Annotated in this window: 16 protein-coding genes; 5 read left to right on the forward strand and 11 right to left on the reverse strand. The window is 66.4% G+C overall.

The window, feature by feature from the left end:
* The 3 genes from pcnB to hda form a co-directional block, all read right to left on the reverse strand.
* Positions 1-1309: polynucleotide adenylyltransferase PcnB (pcnB, locus tag HG262_RS28815; protein ID WP_169274259.1), on the reverse strand; the 1309-nt coding region annotated here is incomplete at its 3' end.
* Complete coding sequence (locus HG262_RS28820) at positions 1310-2008, reverse strand: HAD family hydrolase (RefSeq protein WP_169274260.1); 699 nt, start codon at positions 2006-2008, stop codon at positions 1310-1312.
* Positions 2005-2706, reverse strand: a complete 702-nt coding sequence (gene hda, locus HG262_RS28825) for a DnaA regulatory inactivator Hda (protein ID WP_169274261.1) — start codon at positions 2704-2706, stop codon at positions 2005-2007. Before hda ends, HG262_RS28820 begins: the two co-directional genes overlap by 4 nt.
* Positions 2707-3050: 344 nt before the next feature.
* Here hda and purM point away from each other — a divergent pair, with 344 nt between their 5' ends.
* Positions 3051-4100, forward strand: a complete 1050-nt coding sequence (gene purM, locus HG262_RS28830; RefSeq protein ID WP_169274262.1) for a phosphoribosylformylglycinamidine cyclo-ligase — start codon at positions 3051-3053, stop codon at positions 4098-4100.
* Between the two features lie 86 nt (positions 4101-4186).
* Here the strand turns inward: purM and miaA are convergent, their stop codons facing one another.
* Together miaA and mutL are read right to left on the reverse strand one after the other, a co-directional pair.
* A complete protein-coding gene (gene miaA / locus HG262_RS28835) occupies positions 4187-5152 on the reverse strand; it encodes a tRNA (adenosine(37)-N6)-dimethylallyltransferase MiaA (RefSeq protein WP_169274263.1) in 966 nt (321 codons plus the stop codon).
* A 1-nt stretch (position 5153) separates the two neighbouring features.
* On the reverse strand, positions 5154-7124 hold the full coding sequence (gene mutL / locus HG262_RS28840; RefSeq protein WP_169274264.1) for a DNA mismatch repair endonuclease MutL: 1971 nt from the start codon (positions 7122-7124) through the stop codon (positions 5154-5156).
* Between the two features lie 101 nt (positions 7125-7225).
* Here mutL and HG262_RS28845 point away from each other — a divergent pair, with 101 nt between their 5' ends.
* A complete protein-coding gene (locus HG262_RS28845) occupies positions 7226-7861 on the forward strand; it encodes a VTT domain-containing protein (protein WP_211187819.1) in 636 nt (211 codons plus the stop codon).
* 93 nt (positions 7862-7954) lie between these two features.
* Here the strand turns inward: HG262_RS28845 and HG262_RS28850 are convergent, their stop codons facing one another.
* Both HG262_RS28850 and tsaE read right to left on the reverse strand, forming a co-directional pair.
* Positions 7955-9337: an N-acetylmuramoyl-L-alanine amidase gene (locus tag HG262_RS28850; protein WP_169274265.1), complete on the reverse strand. Its 1383-nt coding sequence runs from the start codon at positions 9335-9337 to the stop codon at positions 7955-7957.
* Positions 9265-9804: a tRNA (adenosine(37)-N6)-threonylcarbamoyltransferase complex ATPase subunit type 1 TsaE gene (gene tsaE / locus HG262_RS28855; protein WP_006226373.1), complete on the reverse strand. Its 540-nt coding sequence runs from the start codon at positions 9802-9804 to the stop codon at positions 9265-9267. Before tsaE ends, HG262_RS28850 begins: the two co-directional genes overlap by 73 nt.
* A 161-nt stretch (positions 9805-9965) precedes the next feature.
* On the opposite strand from tsaE, the gene fumC reads away from it, so the two are divergent.
* Complete coding sequence (gene fumC / locus HG262_RS28860; protein WP_169274266.1) at positions 9966-11363, forward strand: class II fumarate hydratase; 1398 nt, start codon at positions 9966-9968, stop codon at positions 11361-11363.
* Between the two features lie 95 nt (positions 11364-11458).
* Here the strand turns inward: fumC and HG262_RS28865 are convergent, their stop codons facing one another.
* The gene (locus HG262_RS28865) at positions 11459-12358 is read right to left on the reverse strand and encodes an AEC family transporter (protein ID WP_169274267.1); all 900 of its coding nucleotides are present in this window, start codon (positions 12356-12358) and stop codon (positions 11459-11461) included.
* A gap of 244 nt (positions 12359-12602) precedes the next feature.
* On the opposite strand from HG262_RS28865, the gene HG262_RS28870 reads away from it, so the two are divergent.
* Positions 12603-13595: a tripartite tricarboxylate transporter substrate binding protein BugE gene (locus tag HG262_RS28870; RefSeq protein ID WP_169274268.1), complete on the forward strand. Its 993-nt coding sequence runs from the start codon at positions 12603-12605 to the stop codon at positions 13593-13595.
* A gap of 99 nt (positions 13596-13694) precedes the next feature.
* Here HG262_RS28870 and HG262_RS28875 read toward each other — a convergent pair whose 3' ends face one another.
* The gene (locus tag HG262_RS28875) at positions 13695-14600 is read right to left on the reverse strand and encodes a LysR substrate-binding domain-containing protein (protein ID WP_169274269.1); all 906 of its coding nucleotides are present in this window, start codon (positions 14598-14600) and stop codon (positions 13695-13697) included.
* Positions 14601-14755: 155 nt separating this feature from the next.
* Here HG262_RS28875 and ggt point away from each other — a divergent pair, with 155 nt between their 5' ends.
* Positions 14756-16513, forward strand: coding sequence for a gamma-glutamyltransferase (ggt, locus tag HG262_RS28880; RefSeq protein WP_169274270.1), 1758 nt, complete (start codon positions 14756-14758; stop codon positions 16511-16513).
* A gap of 31 nt (positions 16514-16544) precedes the next feature.
* On the opposite strand, the gene HG262_RS28885 is transcribed toward ggt, so the two are convergent.
* Together HG262_RS28885 and HG262_RS28890 are read right to left on the reverse strand one after the other, a co-directional pair.
* The gene (locus HG262_RS28885) at positions 16545-17936 is read right to left on the reverse strand and encodes an APC family permease (protein ID WP_169274271.1); all 1392 of its coding nucleotides are present in this window, start codon (positions 17934-17936) and stop codon (positions 16545-16547) included.
* Positions 17937-18158: 222 nt separating this feature from the next.
* On the reverse strand, positions 18159-18349 hold a 191-nt coding region (locus HG262_RS28890), incomplete at its 5' end, for a CoA transferase (protein ID WP_211187820.1).

Below are 18349 nucleotides of genomic sequence, written 5' to 3' on the forward strand. Positions count from 1 at the left end.
AGCCGCCGCCGCCACCGCTGTCGCCGGCTTCGCGCGGCAGGCGCGAGACTTCTTCGATCATGTCGGCGCGGGTGACGTCGTCGGCGTTGGCCAGGTCCATCCACCATTGCGCCAGCACGCTGTCGAACTCGCCGGCGGCGGCGCGCAGTTGCAGGAAATCGCACGCGGCGCGGAAGCGCGGCTGTTCGATCATGCGGAAGATGGTCTTGCCCATGCGGCGTTCAAAACGCGGCTGCATGAACCAGATCTCGCGCATGTCGGACGAGAAGCGGCGCTGGATGGCCAGCTTCTCGGTCTGCTCGTCCAGCACGGAATCGGCGGCTTGCGACAACGCGGGGATGGTGTGTTCGCCTTGTGCGCGCAGCTGCTTCCAGCGCACGTCGACCTGCTGCCACAGCAGGGCGGCAAACAGGAAGCTGGGGCTGATGGTCTTGCCGGCGCGCACGCGGGCATCGGTGCGTTCCAGCGCCAGTTCGACGAAGTGTTCGCCACCGGGCTGTTCCAGCACCACGTCCAGCAACGGCAAGAGGCCGTTGTGCAGGCCGTCGGCGCGCAGTTGGCGCAGGCAGTCCATCGCGTGGCCGCAGGTCAGCAGTTTGAGCATTTCGTCGAACAGGCGCGAAGCCGGCACGTTTTCGATGAGCTCGGCCATGGTGCTGATCGGCTGGCGCGTGGCCGGGTCGATCGTGCCGTTGAGCTTGGCCGCGAAACGCACCGCGCGCAGCATGCGCACCGGGTCTTCGCGGTAGCGCTTGACCGGGTCGCCGATGATGCGGACCTGGCGCTTCTTCAAGTCGGCCACGCCATTGTGGTAGTCGATGACTTCCTCATTGTGCGGGTCGTAGTACAGCGCGTTCATCGTAAAGTCGCGCCGCTTGGCGTCTTCTTCCTGCGAGCCGAACACGTTGTCGCGCAGGATGCGGCCGTGCTCATCGGTCTCCTGGTCTTCCGACGCGGGAGCGCGGAAGGTTGAGGTTTCGATGATCTCCTGGCCGAACACCACGTGCACCAGCTGGAAACGGCGGCCGATGATGCGCGCGCGGCGGAACAGCGGGCGGATCTGTTCGGGCGTGGCGTTGGTGGCCACGTCGAAGTCCTTGGGTTCCAGGCCCACGATCAGGTCGCGCACGGCGCCGCCGACGATATAGGCTTCATAGCCATGCTGGCGCAGGACTTCGCAGACCTTGATGGCGTGGCGCGAAACGTTACGGCGGTCAATGCCGTGCTTGTCGCGCGCGATGCGCAACGGCCCCCGGGGTGCCGGCGCGAACAAGCGGCCGACGAATTTTTTTATGGTTTCAGTGATCATTTAGGACTTCGAATCTTCCATGTGGTCGAACAAGTCGATCACTTGCCAGCCGCGTTCCTGGGCGATATTGCGCAGGGTCGGGCTGGGGTTGGCGGCGATCGGACGGGTCACCTTTTCGAGCAGCGGTACATCATTGACCGAATCGCTATAGAAAAACGATTCAGAGAAATCCGCAAGCCCCAGGCCCATATTGGACAGCCAATCGTTCACGCGCACCACTTTGCCTTCCTTGAAGCTGGGCGTGCCCAGGATACGGCCGGTGTAGCGGCCGCGCAGGTATTCGGCATCGGTGGCCACCAGGTGCGGCACGCCGAAGGCGCGGGCGATGGGGGCGGTGACGAAGCTGTTGGTGGCCGTGACGATGGCGCACAGGTCGCCGGCGTCCAGGTGGGATTGCACCAGTCCGCGCGCGTCGGCGGTGATGGACGGGCGGATGACGTCGCGCATGAATTCCTCATGCCAGTCCGCCAGGTCGTACGGAGAATGCGCCGCCAGCAGGCCAAGCATGAATTCGGCGGCCTGCTCGGCGGTGAGTTCGCCGCGGTTGTAGCGGTCCATCAGGTCGTCATTCTGGCGGCGGGCGATGTCGGGGTCTCCCGCGCGGCCCGTGCGTGCCAGATAGTCGGCCCATTGATAGTCGCTATCCAGCGGCAGCAGGGTGTGATCCAGGTCGAACAGGGCGAGACGTCGGGTGGTCATGTGCGTTGCGAATCAGGGTCTGCGAGCATGGCCCGCAGCAGGGGCAGGGTGATGGGACGGCCGGTGGCCAGGGAATAGCGGTCCAGCGCGTCGATCAGCGCGGCCAGTTTGCGGATGTCGCGCTCGTGGTGGATCAACATCCAGTTGATGATTTCGGGCGCCAGGTGCATGCCGCGCTCGGACGCCTGGGCGGACAGCGCGGCCAGCTTGTCGGCGTCCGACAGCGGGTCCAGGCGGAACACGAGGTCCCAGCCCAGGCGGGTGCGCAGGTCTTCGCGCAGCGGCATCGACAGCGGGGCGCGGTCGCCGGCCAGGGCCAGCGCGAACGCGCGGCCCGTGGCCGCGGATTCGCGCCAGCGGTTGTACAGTGCAAACAGGGCGGCCTGGCGGCTGTCGTCCATGCGGTGCACGTCGTCCACCGCCACGAACTTGGGCATGGGCGACTTGGAATCGGCTTCGGCCAGGCGGCGCAGCATCATCTCGCCATTGGCGGGATCGACGAAGACGGCGTCCGGGCGCGCGGTCAGCGCGCGCAGCAGATGGGTGCGGCCGCAGCCGGCAGCACCCCAGATATACAGGGCACGGCCCGGATTGAGCGCGCGCACGGCTGCCAGCGCTTCCCCGTTGGGGCCGGCGATATAGTTGTTCAGCGATGGCGCTGGCGCGGGAAGAACGTCGAGCAGCAGCTGGCGGTTCATGAGAGTTATCGGTCAGGCTTGCAGCGTCGCGAGGACATGCCGGTGTTGCCGGAAAAGCCAAAAAACGGTGATACAACGGGCCGGCGCAAGATTAACCCGCCAGAAACTGGCAAAATCCATACCGGCCAACCCAACACTTTAAACCACCTGGGTAGATAGTGTCGCGCCCAAGCGCTTTGCCTGGCTTGGGTTTGCGCCATTTTTTCCTGTTAGCCGGCCCGGGCGGCTCCCGCCGCAATCGCCGCGCCCGGCCGGCATGGACCCTGCTCAGGCCCGCAACATCGTAAAATGCAGGGCGTTCCACCAAATTCCCAGCAATTGTTACATACCCCACGGCATTTCTCATGACGAATCAACCTAAAGCCCCCTTGACCTACCGCGATGCCGGTGTCGACATCGACGCGGGCGACGCCCTGGTCGACCGTATCAAACCCCTCGCCGCGCGCACCATGCGCCCCGGGGTGCTGGCCGGTATCGGCGGCTTTGGCGCCCTGTTCGAAGTGCCGAAGAAGTACAACGAGCCTGTCCTGGTGTCCGGCACCGACGGCGTGGGCACCAAGCTGCGCCTGGCGTTCGAGTGGAACCGCCACGACACCGTGGGCATCGACCTCGTTGCCATGAGCGTCAACGACATCCTGGTCCAGGGCGCCGAGCCCCTGTTCTTCCTGGACTACTTCGCCTGCGGCAAGCTTTCGGTGGACACGGCGGCGTCGGTGGTGGGCGGCATTGCCAAGGGCTGCGAATTGTCGGGCTGCGCGCTGATTGGCGGCGAAACCGCCGAAATGCCGGGCATGTACCCGGACGGCGAATACGACCTGGCCGGTTTTGCGGTGGGCGCGGTGGAAAAGTCCGCGATCATCGACGGCAAGTCCATCAAGCCGGGCGACGTGGTGCTGGGCCTGGCGTCCAGCGGCGCGCATTCCAACGGCTATTCGCTGGTGCGCAAAATCCTTGAACGCGCCAATGCCAAGCCCACCGACGACTTCCACGGCCAGCCGCTGGTCGACGTCGTGATGGCGCCCACGCGCATCTACGTCAAGCAAGTGCTGGCCGCATTGGCCAAGCACGGCACCAGCATCAAGGGCCTGGCCCACATCACCGGCGGCGGCCTGCTGGACAACGTGCCGCGCATCCTGCAGCCCGGCCTGTCGGCCAAGCTGCATCGCGACGGCTGGGAAATGCCCAAGCTGTTCCAGTGGCTGCAAGAGCAGGGCGGCGTCGAGGACACCGAGATGCACCGTGTCTTCAACTGCGGCATCGGCATGGTGCTGGTGGTGGACGCGGCCCAGGCCGACGCCATTGCCGCGACCCTGCGTGAACAGGGCGAAACCGTCAACAAGATCGGCGAGATCGTCGAGCAGACGGAAGGCATGGCGCAGACCTTCGTGGTGTAAGCGCCCGCAGTCAAAAGAATGCCCGCCATCGGCGGGCTTTCTTTTGGGTGTCGTTTTTGGGTCTCGTTTTTGGGGATGGCAGACGTCTAGCGTTTGCCCGCCAGGGCCATCGCCACCGCGTCGATCGTCTGGGGCACGGCATCGGCCGCCAGGCAGTCGACGATGACGCGTTCGGGTTGGGCGCGCAGCCAGGTGATCTGGCGCTTGGCCAACTGGCGCGTGGCGGCGATGCCTTGTTCGCGTGCGGTGGCCAGGTCGATCTCGTCGTCCAGGTGCGCCCACATCTGGCGATAGCCCACGCAGCGCACGGACGGCAGGCCGGGATGCAGATCGGGCCGCGCGCGCAGCCCGCGTACTTCGTCCAGCAAGCCGTTGGCCAGCATGGCGTCAAAGCGCTGCTCGATCCGCGCATGCAGTGCACTGCGGTCGGAGGGCTCAAGACTGATGGTCAGGTACTGGTTGGCGTTGTCGTCCGGCGTGCGCTGGTCGCGCTGCAGCAGGGCGGACATGGGCTGACCGGTCAGTTGGCAGATCTCCAGCGCCCGCTGGATGCGCTGGCTGTCGTTGGGCGCCAGGCGCGCCGCCGTGGCGGGGTCCAGCCGTGCAAGTTCGGCATGCAGCGCGGGCCAGCCTTGCGCGGCTGCGCGGGCTTCCAGTTCGGCGCGCAAGGCCGGGTCGGCCTGCGGCAGGTCGTCCAGCCCGTCGCGCAGCGCCTTGTAGTACATCATCGTGCCGCCGGCCAGCAGCGGAATGCGGCCGCGCGCCCGGATCTCGTCGATCAGGCGCAGCGCGTCGGCGCGGAACTCGGCGGCCGAATACGACTGCGCGGGGTCCAGGATGTCCAGCAGGTGCTGCGGCACGCGGGCCTGTTCTTCGCGCGAGGGTTTGGCTGTGCCGATGTCCATGCCGCGGTAGATCGTGGCCGAATCGACGTTGACGATCTCCATCGGCCAGCGCTCGGCCAGCGCCAGCGTCGAGGCGCTTTTGCCGGCGGCGGTGGGGCCGGCCAGGCAGATGACCAGCGGCGTATCGGGGGCGGGGGACGACGGCAAGCTATTGTCCGCGCAGAAAGAGCTTGTCCAGGTCCGACACGGACCACTGCACCCAGGTCGGGCGCCCGTGGTTGCACTGGTCGGCCCGTTCGGTGGTTTCCATCTGGCGCAGCAGGCCGTTCATTTCTTCGATAGTCAGCTTGCGGTTGGCGCGGACCGAGCCATGGCAGGCCATGGTGGACAGCAGTTCGTTGCGTTGCTCGGTCAGCAGGCGCGATACCCCGACGGCGCCCAGGTCGCGCAGCACGGCGCGGGCCAGGGTCTCGATGTCGCCGCGCGCCAGGATGGCCGGCACGGAGCGCACGGCGATCGACGTGGGACCCGACGGGCGCATTTCGAAGCCCAGGTCGGCCAGTTGCTCTTCGAATTCCTCGACGATGGCGACGTCTTTCTCTTGGGCGTGGAACACCACGGGCACCAGCAAGTCCTGGCGCGGCAGGCTGCGGGCGTCCAGCGCCTGCTTCAGCTGTTCGTAGACGACGCGCTCATGGGCGGCGTGCATGTCCACCAGCACCATGCCGCGGCGGTTCTGCGCCAGGATGTAGATGCCGTGCAATTGCGCCAGCGCCATGCCCAGCGGATGTTCTTCGCCGGCCGGCAGGCCGTTCGCCGGGCTGGGTTCGCGCACGGGCGTGACCTTGGCGGCGGTGTCGTCGGACAGCGGGCGGTACAGCGATTGCCAGTCGGCCGCGGGGATGCCGGCGGGTTCGGCATGCAGACGGAACGGCACTTGCGTATGCGCGCGTTGCGGGGCGGGTGACGGGCGCAGGCCATAGGTGGCGCTGCCGCCCGGATTGCCGCCGGAATAGCCCGGCCGGGGCGTGTCCGTCACGGGCGCGGGGTTGCCGAGGGGGGCGTCGTGAGGCGCCGGGGCGGCGACGGATGGGGAGGAGGGCGTGGGGGAGGGCGCGGCGCCTTGTGCGACGGTCTCGAAACCGCCGTCGTCCGCTTCGCTTTGCGCGGCGGGCGATACCGCCGACGAACCGCCCGTCTGCGCCAGGGTCTGGCCGACCGCGTGCGACACGAAGCGGTGCACGGCGCCGCTGTCGCGGAACCGGACTTCGTGTTTGGCCGGATGGACGTTCACGTCCACGGCGGCGGGGTCGATGTCCAGGAACAGCACGTAGGCCGGCTGGCGGTCGCCATGCAGCACGTCGGCATAGGCCGCGCGCAACGCATGGCTGACGGTGCGGTCGCGCACATAGCGGCCGTTCACGTACAGGTACTGGCGATCGGCGCGGGCGCGCGCGGCCGTCGGACGCGTGATCATGCCGGCCAAGCTGACCGTGCCGACCGAGTGCGAGAGCAGCAGCCCGTGCTCGGCGAATTCGGCGCCCAGCACATCGCGGATGCGTTGCGGCGGTTCGGCGGGTAGCCATTGGCGTTGCGCGCGGTCGTGGTGGAACAGGCGGAACGCGATCTGCGGGTGCGCCAGCGCGATGCGTTCCATCGCGTCGACGCAGTGGCCGAATTCCGTGGCTTCCGAGCGCAGGAACTTGCGCCGGGCCGGCACCGCGTCAAACAGCTGGCGCACGTCCACGGTGGTGCCCGGAGGGCCCGAGGCGGGGCTGACCTGCATGCTGCCGGCGTCGATCTGCCAGGCATGTTCGCCGTCGCGGGTGCGCGAAATGATGGTGACCTGGGCCACCGACGCGATCGAGGCCAGCGCTTCGCCGCGGAACCCCATGGACGCGACCGATTCCAGTTCGTTCAGCGACCGGATCTTGCTGGTGGCGTGGCGCGCCAGGGCCAGCGGCAATTCGTCCGGGGGGATGCCGCCGCCGTCGTCCGTGACGGCGATCCGGCGAATGCCGCCGCCTTCCAGGCGGACTTCGATGGCGCGGCCGCCCGCGTCGATCGCGTTCTCGAGGATTTCCTTGAGGACGGAGGCGGGGCGCTCGATCACTTCGCCGGCGGCGATCTGGCTGATGAGCAGGTCGGGAAGCGCAAGGATGGAACGGCGTTCAGTCATTAGGCTCAAGTCTGGTGGGGCTATGTGGATGATTTTAGCGCCATGGCCCGGTGGGCTATAGTCGCTGGGGTCTAACCCTCTTATGACTTCCGGGCTGCTGAATGCTTGAATTCTTCAATATGGTGCTCCACATCGACAAGACGCTGGGCGTCTGGGTCGCGCAATACGGCGTGTGGGTGTACCTGGTGCTGTTCCTGATCGTCTTCGCGGAGACGGGGCTGGTGGTCCTGCCCTTCCTGCCAGGCGATTCGTTGTTGTTCATCGCCGGCGCGTTCGGCGCCACCGGGCATATCGACCCCGTCATGATGGCGGTGTTGTTGATCGTCGCGGCGATTTCCGGCAATACGCTGAACTACATGATAGGCCGGTACATCGGGCCGCGCGTGTTCTCGATGAATCTGCGCTTTCTGGACCGGGGCGCGCTGATGCGCACGCACGCGTTCTATGAAAAGCACGGCGGCAAGACGATCGTCATGTCGCGCTTTATCCCTGTCGTGCGGACCTTCGCGCCCTTCGTCGCGGGCGTGGCCGACATGTCGATGTCGCGCTTCCAGCTGTTCAACGTCCTGGGCGCGCTGCTGTGGGTCGTCAGCCTGGTTGCCGCGGGCTATTTCTTCGGCAACATCCCGCTGGTGCGCGAACATCTGAACACCATCGTGCTGCTGGGCCTGGCGGCGGCGATCGTGCCGGTGGTCGGCGCGGGCGTGTTCAAGCTGATCAAATCGCGCCGGTCATAGGACGGGCGTAGCGCGCAAGGCCGCGCGACGGTGTTCAAAAGAAAAGGGGCGATGCGTTCAAGACGCATCGCCCCTTCTTTTTCGCCAGCGCAATCAGCTGACGTCGCCCAGCCGCGCCAACGGCGGGTTGGCGGTGAAGTAGCGCTGGATGCCGGTCATCATGGCTTGCGCCAGCTTGTCCTGGTGCGCGTTGCTGCGCAGCAGGGCCTCTTCCTGAGGATTGCTGATGAAGGCGGTTTCCACCAGCACGGACGGGATGTCCGGGGCCTTCAGCACCGCGAACCCGGCCTGTTCGACGCTGTTCTTGTGCAGGCGGTTGATCTTCTTGATTTCGTCCAGGAAGGCGTTGCCGACTTTCAGCGAATCGTTGATCTGCGCGGTGGTGGACAAGTCCAGCAGCACCTTGGCCACCTGGCGGTCGTGGCTGCCCAGGTTGACGCCGCCGATCAGGTCGGCCGCGTTTTCCTTGTCGGCCATCCAGCGTGCCTGCGCGCTGGTGGCGCCGCGCTGCGACAGCGCGAACACCGACGAGCCGTTGGCTGACGGCTTGACCCAGGCGTCAGCGTGGATCGAGATGAACAGGTCGGCGTGAACGCGGCGGGCCTTCTGCACGCGCACGTGCAGCGGCACGAAGTAGTCGTCGTCGCGCGTCAGGTAGGCGCGCATGTAGGGCTGGCTGTCGATCAGCGCCTTCAGGCGCCGGGCAATGCGCAGAACCACGTCTTTCTCGCGCAGGCCGCTGCTGCCGATGGCGCCGGGGTCTTCGCCGCCGTGGCCAGGGTCCAGGGCGATGGTCACCATGCGCGGCTTGCCGCGGCCGGCGGTCGCGGGAGGGGGCTTGGGCGCCGTGGGCAGGGGAGGGGCCGGTTGCTGGCCCTTCACGCGCGGCGGTTCGGGCGGATCGGCGCGGGTCGCCGGATTGCGCTGGATGTCTTCCAGGATGCGCGCCAGCGGATCGTCCGCGTCGGCGCCGCTTTTGTTCAGGATTGCCACCAGCGGGTCCTGGGCGACCTTCGGGTACAGGTCCAGCACCAGCCGGTACTGGTAATCGGCCACGGGCTTGAGCGTGAACACCTGGGGCGCCACGGGCTGCTTCAGGTCGAACACCAGCCGCACGACGTTCGGGCGGTTCTGCGCCACGCGCAGGCTTTGGATATAGGGGTCGTCGGGCCGGACCTTGGAAACCAGGTCATTGAGCGCCGCGCTGAGGGTCAGTCCCTCGATATCCACCACCAGGCGGTGGGGATTTTCAAGCGTGAACTGTTCGGCCTTGAGCTCGCTGTCGAGCTCGAGCGTGACCCGGGTGTATTCGTCGGCCGGCCAGGTACGCACGGCCAGAATCGTCGCGGCCTGCGCCAGGCGCGGCAAGACCGGCAGGACGAGCAGCGTGGCCGCGACGCTGATCAGGCGGCGCCGGGTGGCGCCTGCCGAGGGAAGGGCGCCGTCTTGGGCGGGGGGACAATCGCGTTCAACCATGTTTGTCCTCGAGCGGTGTTCGCGGTCAGGGTGGCGTCACGTCCCTCGCCGGCATAGGCAAGGGAAATCAGCAGGTCGGGCGGGGGTAAAAGACCCTCGGCCCGCTCCGGCCATTCGATCAAAACGACCGCATCGTCACGCAGTAAATCCCGGAATCCTGCGTCCAACCATTCGCGCGAATCACTAAATCTATAAAAATCAAGATGATAGAAGTATAAGTTAGAAACTTTATAGGATTCAAGCAGCGCGTAGCTAGGACTTTTGATTCGGCCTGTGATGCCGCATTCCCGCAACAATGCCCGGGTGAAGGCCGTTTTTCCTGCCCCGAGGTCCCCTTGAAGGTGGATACAAGCGCCTGCCGGGCCGGTTTTGCCGCCGGAAACCAGGGGGGCGAGCTGCCGCGCCAGCGATTCCGTGGCGGCTTCGTCGGGCAGGTGCAAGGTCAGGCTGCAAAGAGGGGCGGACATGGCGCTGGGCGAGTGGTAAAAAACGGTGGAGGGAACACGGATTTCAGCAATTATAGGAATGCGGGTTTCTGCTAACCTATTAATTGATTGCTATTCTCAATATGTCGCGCCTGGCGGGTGCCGCTGGCCGCGACTGACGCCGCCACGGAGTTGTACGCGCCATGAAGACCCGCATCGAAAAAGACACGTTTGGGCCCATTGAAGTCCCCGAGGATCACCTCTGGGGCGCCCAAACGCAACGTTCGCTGCATTTTTTCGCGATTTCCACCGAGAAGATGCCTGTTCCCCTGGTCAACGCGATGGCGCGCCTAAAGCGCGCGGCGGCCAAGGTCAACGCCGAACTGGGTGAGCTGGATCCGAAGATCGCCGACGGCATCATCCGCGCCGCCGACGAAGTCATCGCCGGCAAATGGCCCAACGAATTCCCGCTGTCCGTCTGGCAGACCGGGTCGGGCACGCAAAGCAACATGAACATGAACGAGGTGCTGGCGAACCGCGCCTCGGAACTGCTGGGCGGGGTGCGCGGCGAAGAGCGCAAGGTACACCCGAACGACCACGTCAACCGCGGCCAATCGTCCAACGACACCTTCCCGACCGCCATGCACGTGGCCGCTGCCGTCGAGGTCGAGCACCACCTGCTGCCGTCGCTGAAGGCGCTGCGCGCGACCTTCGCGGCCAAGAGCGCCGAGTTCTACGACATCGTGAAGATCGGCCGCACCCACTTGCAGGATGCGACGCCGCTGACGCTGGGCCAGGAACTCTCGGGCTATGTCGCGCAACTGGACTTGGCCGAGCAGCAGATCCGCGCCACGCTTGCCGGCCTGCACCAATTGGCCATCGGCGGCACCGCGGTGGGCACCGGCCTGAACGCGCACCCGCAGTTCAGCGTCAAGGTGTCCGCGGACCTGGCGCATGCCACCGGCACGGCTTTCGTGTCGGCCCCCAACAAGTTCCAGGCGCTGGCCTCCCACGAAGCGCTGTTGTTCGCGCACGGCGCACTGAAGGCGCTGGCCGCCGGCCTGATGAAGATCGCCAACGACGTGCGCTGGCTGTCCAGCGGCCCGCGTTCGGGCCTGGGCGAGATCAGCATCCCCGAAAACGAACCGGGCAGCTCGATCATGCCGGGCAAGGTCAACCCGACGCAGTGTGAAGCGATCACGATGCTGGCCGCGCAGGTGCTGGGCAACGACGTGGCCATCAACATCGGCGGGGCCAGCGGCAACTTCGAACTGAACGTGTTCAAGCCGCTGGTGATCCACAACTTCCTGCAATCCGTGCGCCTGCTCACGGACGGCATGGCCAGCTTCAACGAGCACTGCGCCGCCGGCATCGAACCCAACCACGAACGCATCGCGGAACTGGTCGACCGTTCGCTGATGCTGGTGACGGCGCTGAATCCGCACATCGGCTATGACAAGGCCGCGCAGATCGCGAAGAAGGCGCACAAGGAAGGGCTGTCGCTGAAGGAATCGGCCTTGGCGCTGGGCTATGTGACCGAGGCGCAGTTCGCCGAATGGGTGGTGCCGGGCTCCATGACCAACGCGCACAAACCGTCGTAAACGACCCGCCGCAATGGCAATGGCCGCCCCATGGGCGGCCATTTTTTTGCCGAGCCGCAGGCGCGGGGCGCCCGCTCGGCACGCGTGTCGCCGGGTCAGGCGTGTCCGGAAAACAGCAACCACATGGGAATCGTTGCGGCCGAGAACAGCGTGCCCAGCGAGATCAGCACCGCCACCATGCGGCCGTCGCCGCCCATGCGCATCGCCAGCACGTAGGCGGCGGACGCGGTGGGCAGGGCGGCGAACAGCAGCAGCATCCGCGCCTCCAGCGGCGGCAGGCTCAGCAGGTGCGCGACCAGCAGCGCCACGGCGGGCAGCGCCACGAGTTTGACGCCCAGCATCCACGCGATCAACGGGCCATAGCCCTTGCCGCCTTCCCAGGCCAGGCTGGCGCCCACGCAAAGGATGCCCAGCGCGATGGCCGCCGCGCCCAACCGCGCTAGCACCGTATCCAAGGGCCCGGGCAGGTGCAGTCCCGCCAGGTTGCAGGCCAGGCCCAGCAGGGTGGACACGACCAGCGGATTGCGCGCCAGCTCGCGCAGCAGGTTGCCGCCGCTGTGGCGCGCCAACCCGTAGACCGCCGCGACGTTGGCCATGGGCACGGCAAAGCCGATGATCAGCGCCATTACCGTCTGGCCCTGCGCGCCGGCCAGGCTGGCCGACAGCGCCAGGCCGATGTACGTGTTGAACCGATAGCCGCACTGCGCGGACGAGGCCAGCCCCAGCGACGAGGGCCGCAGCACCAGGCCCGCCAGCCAGGCCAGCGCCACGCCGCAGGCCACGACGGCCGCGGTGGCCTGCAGCAGCAGGGCCGCGTTGCCCGCCGTGATGGGCGTGCGCAGGATGGATTGGAACAGCAGGGCGGGGAACAGGACGAAGTAGACGAGGCGTTCGGTGCCCGCGAAGAACTCGCGTGAAAACCCCAGTTTGTGACGTAGCGCCCAACCCAGCGCGACCAGCAGAAAATCAGGGAAAACCAGAAGGGCGACCGACATGGATAAAGGCGTTATTTCAGGGCGTTGGCCGGGGATCGGCGCGCTATGCGGGTGTAAGCATTTGCTGCTATTCTCCGTCATTCTGGCGGGCGCGTGTGCCACAAGCAATCCATAAAAGCAGCGCGAAACACGCAGCACACGAGCAATGCGCCCCCACCGTTAACTGCTGGTCCGCCTACAGGCGGGCACATCACACAACGGTCCGTTTACATACGGGCTCGCAAATCTTGGAGGAAACACACCTATGAATAAAGTTCGCTCCCTGGCCGTGGCTATCGCTGTGGCAACCGGCGCCGCCGGCACGCTTGGCGTCTCCGTCGCGCACGCCGCCGACAAGTACCCCAGCAAGCCCATCCGCGTGATCGTCCCGTTCGCGCCTGGCGGCTCGACCGACATCATCGCGCGCCTGGTGACCCAGCGCATGAGCCAGGAACTTGGCCAGCCGATGGTTGTGGAAAACAAGGGCGGCGCAGGTGGCGCCATCGGCGCGTCGGAAGCTGCGCGCGCCGATGCCGACGGCTACACGCTGTCCATCGCCACCGTCTCGACGATGGCCGTGAATCCCGCATGCCGTCCGAAGGACCTGCCGTACGATCCGATCAAGGACTTCCAGCCGGTCACCAACTTCGCCAACACGGCCAACGTGGTCGCGGTGAATCCGAAGTTCCCGGCCAAGGACTTCAAGGGCTTTGTCGAAGAACTGAAGAAGAATCCGGGCAAGTACTCCTACGGCAGCTCGGGCACCTGCGGCGTGCTGCACTTGATGGGCGAGTCGTTCAAGATGGCCACGGGCACCGATATCGTGCACGTGCCGTACAAGGGTTCGGGCCCGGCCGTGGCGGACGCCGTTGGCGGCCAGATCGAAATCCTGTTCGACAACCTGCCGTCGTCGATGCCGCAGATCCAGGCGGGCAAGCTGCGCGCCATGGCCATTGCATGGCCCGACGAAATCGCCGCCGTGAAGGGCGTGCCGACGTTCAAGCAAGCCGGTTTCCCGGTGTTGAACCAGCCGGTCTGGTACGGTCTGCTGGCCCCCAAGGGCACGCCGATGGAGGTCGTGAACAAGCTGCGTGACGCCGCCGTCGTGGCCCTGAAGGACCCGAAGGTCATCAAGGCGCTGGACGACCAAGGCTCGGCGCCGTCGGGCAACACGCCGGAAGAGTTCGCGAAAGAAATCAAAGAGCAGTTCGACTGGGCTCAAGACGTCGTGAAGAAGCAGAACATCAAGCTGGACTGATGTTGCGCGGGGGCGGCCCTTGGCCTGCCCCGGCTTGCACGGCAAAACGGGCGCCTGTTCATTCGGGCGCCCGTTTTTTTTGGTGAAGGGCTTAGCGTTTCAGGCGGGCGCGTCCAGCGTGGCGATGCGTTCGGTGCAGGCTGCGCGCAGGCGTTCGATCAGGTCGCGGTGCAGGGACGACAAGGGGTCCTGGTTGCGCAGCATGATGCTGATCGGCACGCGCAGCGCCGGTTCCAGGCGGCGCAGATGCATGCCGGGCCGCAGCATCGCCTGCGCCGTGATGGCGTCGACGATGGCGTCGCCGCAGCCCGCGTCGACCAGGGCGCAGGCCACGTAATGCGTCTGCACCTGGATGGCGACTTGCGGGTCCAGGCCCTGCGCGTCCAGCGCCATCTGCAGCAACGCGCCCGAGGCGTCGCTGGCGTCCAGCACGATCAGCGTGCCGCCCGACGGTGTCGTCAGCTCCGGTAGCCGTATCGGGCCCGAGCCGGCCGTGCGGCTCAGGTGCACCAGTTCGGTATGGCCCAAGCCCATGCGGGTCAGGCCGGGATAGTCGTTGGTGTCGAAAGTGACGGCAAGATCCAGTTCGCGCGTCAGCAGGCCCTGGACGAGTTCGGCGCTGTGATGCGTGTGGATATCGAAGGTGATGCCGGGCTGCGCATCGCGGCTGTCGCGCACCACGCCCGGCAACAATCCCAGGCCCAGCGCAGGCGCGCACCCCAGCCGCAAGTGGCCGTTGGGGCGGTCGCGCAGGTTCGCGGCCAGCCGGCGCACGCTGTTCAAGTCTTGAGAGAGGCGCGCGACTTCGGGCGTCAGTATGTCGGCCTCGTGCGTGGCGACCAGGCGGCCCTTCACGCGTTCGAACAGCTTGAAGCCCAGTTGGGCCTCGGCGTGCGCCAGCAGCTTGCTGGCGGCGGGTTGCGAGATATGCAGCGTGGCGGCGGCCTCGGTCAGGGATCCGGTACGGCGGATCGCTTCGAAAATCTCGATGTGGCGCAGGCGCATGGCACGATGGGGGATAGGGGACCGGAACCGCGATTCTATGTCGGAAGCCGTGGGGCAGCCATTCCGGCGGACAGTCCGCTGCGGCGCGACAGCGGCGGATGGCTTGACTATGATGGACGCCTGCCGGCTTGCCGGCGCTATTCCGGAGCCTGATCATGCGCGCCTGCCGCCACGCTGCCGCCTTCCTGCTTGCCGCTGCCATGGCGGCCACGCCCGCCGTCTGGGCGCGCACGCCGCAGGCGGCCGAAGACCGCAATCCCGAAGCCGCCAGCGGCACGCAGGCACGCGAACTGGTGCGCGCACCGCATTACATGATGGTCTCGGCCAACCCGCTGGCGACTCGGGCGGGTGAAGAGATGCTGCGCCGGGGCGGCAGCGTGGTGGACGCCGCCATCGCCACCCAACTGGTGCTGAACCTGGTCGAGCCGCAGTCCTCCGGCATCGGCGGCGGCGCGTTCATGGTGCTGTATTCAGCCAAGGCGGGCCGCATCCAGACGTTCGACAGCCGCGAGACGGCGCCTGCGGCCGCACGCCCGGACCGCTTCCTGGACGCCCAAGGCAAGCCGCTGCCCTTCGCGCAAGCCGTCAACAACGGCATGTCCGTCGGTGTGCCGGGGTTGCTGCGGGGCCTGGAACTGGCGCACAAGGAAGCGGGCGTGCTGCCTTGGGCCGACCTGTTCCAACCCGCGATCCGGCTGGCCGAGCAAGGCTTTGCCGTGTCGCCTCGCCTCTCTGCGCTCTTGGCCGGCAACAAGGCTTTGCCCAAGCAGGCGGCTGCCGCGGCGTATTTCTACGCGCCGGACGGCGCGCCGTGGCCGGTGGGGCATGTGCTGAAGAATCCCGAGTTCGCCGCCACCTTGCGTGCGGTGGCTCAGCAGGGCGCCGATGCGTTCTACCAGGGCGACATCGCCCGCGACATCGTGGCCGCGGTGCACGGGCATGCCACGCCCGGTGACCTCAGCCTGGCGGACCTGGCCGACTACCGCGCCAAGACGCGCGATCCCGTATGCGGCACCTATCGCGGCTACCGACTGTGCGGCATGGCGCCGCCCAGCAGCGGCCCCATCGCCGTGCTGCAGATGCTGGGCGAGCTGGAACAATTTCCGATGGCCAGCTTTGCGCCGGGCTCGATCGAGGCCGTGCATTATTTTTCCGAAGCCGGGCGGCTGGCATTCGCGGACCGCGACTTCTATGTGGCGGATCCGGATTTCGTCCCTGTGCCCGTGCGCGCCATGCTGGACCCGGCCTATCTGCGCGCGCGCGGCGCATTGATCCAGCCCGACCGCAGCATGAAGGTGGCGCTGCCCGGCGACCCGGAAGGAAAGCTGCTGACGCTCGGCCGAGACAACGCGCTGGAATTGCCGTCCACCAGCCATCTGGTGGCGGTGGACGCGCAAGGCAATGCGCTGTCCATGACGACCACGATCGAAAGCGAGTTCGGCAGCAAGATTTTCGTGCGCGGCTTCTTGCTGAACAACGAGATGACGGATTTTTCATCTTCGTTCCAGGACCCGGAGGGGCGCCTGATCGCCAATCGCATCGAACCGGGCAAGCGCCCGCGCAGCGCCATGGCGCCGATCATCGTCCTGCGCGACGGCAAGCCCGTCATGCTGGTGGGCTCGCCCGGCGGCAGCGCCATCATCAATTACGTCGCCAAGACGATCGTGGGGGTGCTGGATTGGGGGCTGGATATCCAGTCCGCGATTTCCCTGCCGAACATGGGCAGCCGCAACAAGGAAACCGAGCTGGAAAAGGGCACCACGCTGGAAGCGCTGGCGCCCGCGCTTGAACGCATGGGGCACCCGGTACGCATCACCGAGTTCCCCAGCGGCATCCACGGCATCGTCATCGACGGCAACGGTCTGCAAGGCGGCGTGGATCCGCGTCGGGAAGGGCTGGCCGCCGGGGGCTGACCCCGGCGTCTGTCCTGCTTGTGGCGGCGACCTACTCCAGCGTGGACGGATCGAGTTCCATGCGCGCTTCCTTGCGGTGCGCCAGATAGGTCACGCCCCACATCACGACGCCCAGCAGCAGCAACCAGCCCGCCACCTGATACTGGATGACGTCGCGCCCGGTCAGCGGCGTGACCAGGAACAGGCAGGCCGCCGCGCCCAGCCAGGGAATGATGCGGTTGATGCGGAAGTGTTCATGCTTGACCTTGTCGCGGCGCAGGACCAGCACCGCCACATTGACGAACGCAAACACGCCCAGCAGCAGCAACGCGGTAGTGCCCCCCAGCGCGCGGATGGCTTCGGAATCGGCCAACGCCACCAGGATAATCAGCCCCAGCGCCAACACGGTGGTGAACAGGATGGCCGTCCACGGCGTCTGGTTCTTGCGGTGCACCTGCGCCAGGAAGGCCGGCAGCACGCCCTGGCGCGACATGCCATAGAGCAGGCGGCTGGCCATCATCATGTTGATCAACGCGGAGTTCGCCACGGCGAACATCGAGATGACGGGCATGATGTATTCCACCGGCAGGCCGGGCGCGGCGCGCTTGACCACCAGCACCAGCGGCGTCGAGCTTTTGGCCAGTTCGCCCACCGGCACCAGCGCCACCGCGCAGATGGACACCAGAACATAGATCACGGCGGTGATGCCCAGGCCGGTCAGCATCACCTTGGGGAAGATGCGGCTGGGTTCGTGTGTCTCTTCGGCCATGTTGACCGAATCCTCGAAGCCGACCATCGCGAAGAAGGCCAGCGCGGTGGCGGAGGTCACCGCCAGGAATACGCTTTTGTCCTCGGGCGTGTCGAACGCGATCACGCGCGAAAAATCCGCTTGCCCGCCGGCGATGGCATAGAAGCCCAGCAGGATCACCATCAACAGGCCCGACAGTTCGATCAGGGTCAGCACCACGTTGGCCTTGACGCTTTCGGCCGCCCCGCGCAGGTTCACCAGCATCACCAGCATCATGAAACCCAGCGCGCCGGCCGTGATCCAGGCTTTGTCCGCCTTGATGCCGAAGGCGGCGAACAGGTTGGCGGCGAAGGCCTGCGATGCCGTGGCGGCAGACGTCAGGCCCGAGCACATGACGGTGAAGCAGACGATGAAGGTCAGGAAGTGCACGCCGAACGCCTTGTGCACATAGAGCGCCGCGCCGGCGGCCTTGGGATACTTGGTGACGAGTTCCAGATAGGACAGCGCGGTCAGCAGGGCCACCGCGAACGCCACCAGGAAAGGCAGCCAGGCCGCGCCGCCGACTTCGGCGGCCACCTGGCCGGTCAGCGCATAGACGCCTGTGCCCAGGATGTCGCCGACGATGAATAGCAATAATAGTTTGGGGCCCATCACCCGCTTGAGCGGGGCGTGGTCTTTCGTTTCATTCGTGGCCATGGTCCTTCTCCTCTTTCTTTGAATTTGGGGGAGGCGCTGCCCGGCAACGCGAGGCGACCCGAAAAGTCTACGGTGGCCGGTGGCCTCGCGATGCAACAAGGGTGCAACGAAATGTCTTAGTTGTTGGAATGCTGTGAAAGCCCAATCAAAGTGTTGGAGACAGGCCCATGAAGACGAAAAAAAGCCCGGCCAAATGGGCCGGGCTGGTTTCGTGCGCGCCGCCTATTCTTGCGATGCCGCGGGCGCCAGCGCGGGCGGCAGCTTGCGCAAGGTGGCGGGCGTGCGCGACAGCTTGATCGGCGAACCCACGCCTTGGTAGTCGCCCTGTTCCAGCAGCATGCCGCGGTGCCGCGTGTGCGGATGCGCCAATGCCTGGTCCACCGTTTGCACGGCGGCAGCGGGCACGCCGGCGC

Origin of the sequence: Achromobacter sp. Bel (assembly GCF_012928505.1) — a bacterium.
Taxonomy (GTDB): Bacteria; Pseudomonadota; Gammaproteobacteria; order Burkholderiales; family Burkholderiaceae_B; genus Achromobacter.

Excerpts from the sequence above, each read along its gene's own strand:
- HG262_RS28820 (WP_169274260.1), bottom strand. The coding sequence starts at position 2,008 with ATGACCACCCGACGTCTCGCCCTGTTCGACCTGGATCACACCCTGCTG.
- hda (WP_169274261.1), bottom strand. The coding sequence starts at position 2,706 with ATGAACCGCCAGCTGCTGCTCGACGTTCTTCCCGCGCCAGCGCCATCG.
- purM (WP_169274262.1), top strand. The coding sequence starts at position 3,051 with ATGACGAATCAACCTAAAGCCCCCTTGACCTACCGCGATGCCGGTGTC.
- mutL (WP_169274264.1), bottom strand. The coding sequence starts at position 7,124 with ATGACTGAACGCCGTTCCATCCTTGCGCTTCCCGACCTGCTCATCAGC.
- HG262_RS28845 (WP_211187819.1), top strand. The coding sequence starts at position 7,226 with ATGCTTGAATTCTTCAATATGGTGCTCCACATCGACAAGACGCTGGGC.
- HG262_RS28850 (WP_169274265.1), bottom strand. The coding sequence starts at position 9,337 with ATGGTTGAACGCGATTGTCCCCCCGCCCAAGACGGCGCCCTTCCCTCG.
- tsaE (WP_006226373.1), bottom strand. The coding sequence starts at position 9,804 with ATGTCCGCCCCTCTTTGCAGCCTGACCTTGCACCTGCCCGACGAAGCC.
- fumC (WP_169274266.1), top strand. The coding sequence starts at position 9,966 with ATGAAGACCCGCATCGAAAAAGACACGTTTGGGCCCATTGAAGTCCCC.
- HG262_RS28865 (WP_169274267.1), bottom strand. The coding sequence starts at position 12,358 with ATGTCGGTCGCCCTTCTGGTTTTCCCTGATTTTCTGCTGGTCGCGCTG.
- HG262_RS28870 (WP_169274268.1), top strand. The coding sequence starts at position 12,603 with ATGAATAAAGTTCGCTCCCTGGCCGTGGCTATCGCTGTGGCAACCGGC.
- HG262_RS28875 (WP_169274269.1), bottom strand. The coding sequence starts at position 14,600 with ATGCGCCTGCGCCACATCGAGATTTTCGAAGCGATCCGCCGTACCGGA.
- ggt (WP_169274270.1), top strand. The coding sequence starts at position 14,756 with ATGCGCGCCTGCCGCCACGCTGCCGCCTTCCTGCTTGCCGCTGCCATG.
- HG262_RS28885 (WP_169274271.1), bottom strand. The coding sequence starts at position 17,936 with ATGGCCACGAATGAAACGAAAGACCACGCCCCGCTCAAGCGGGTGATG.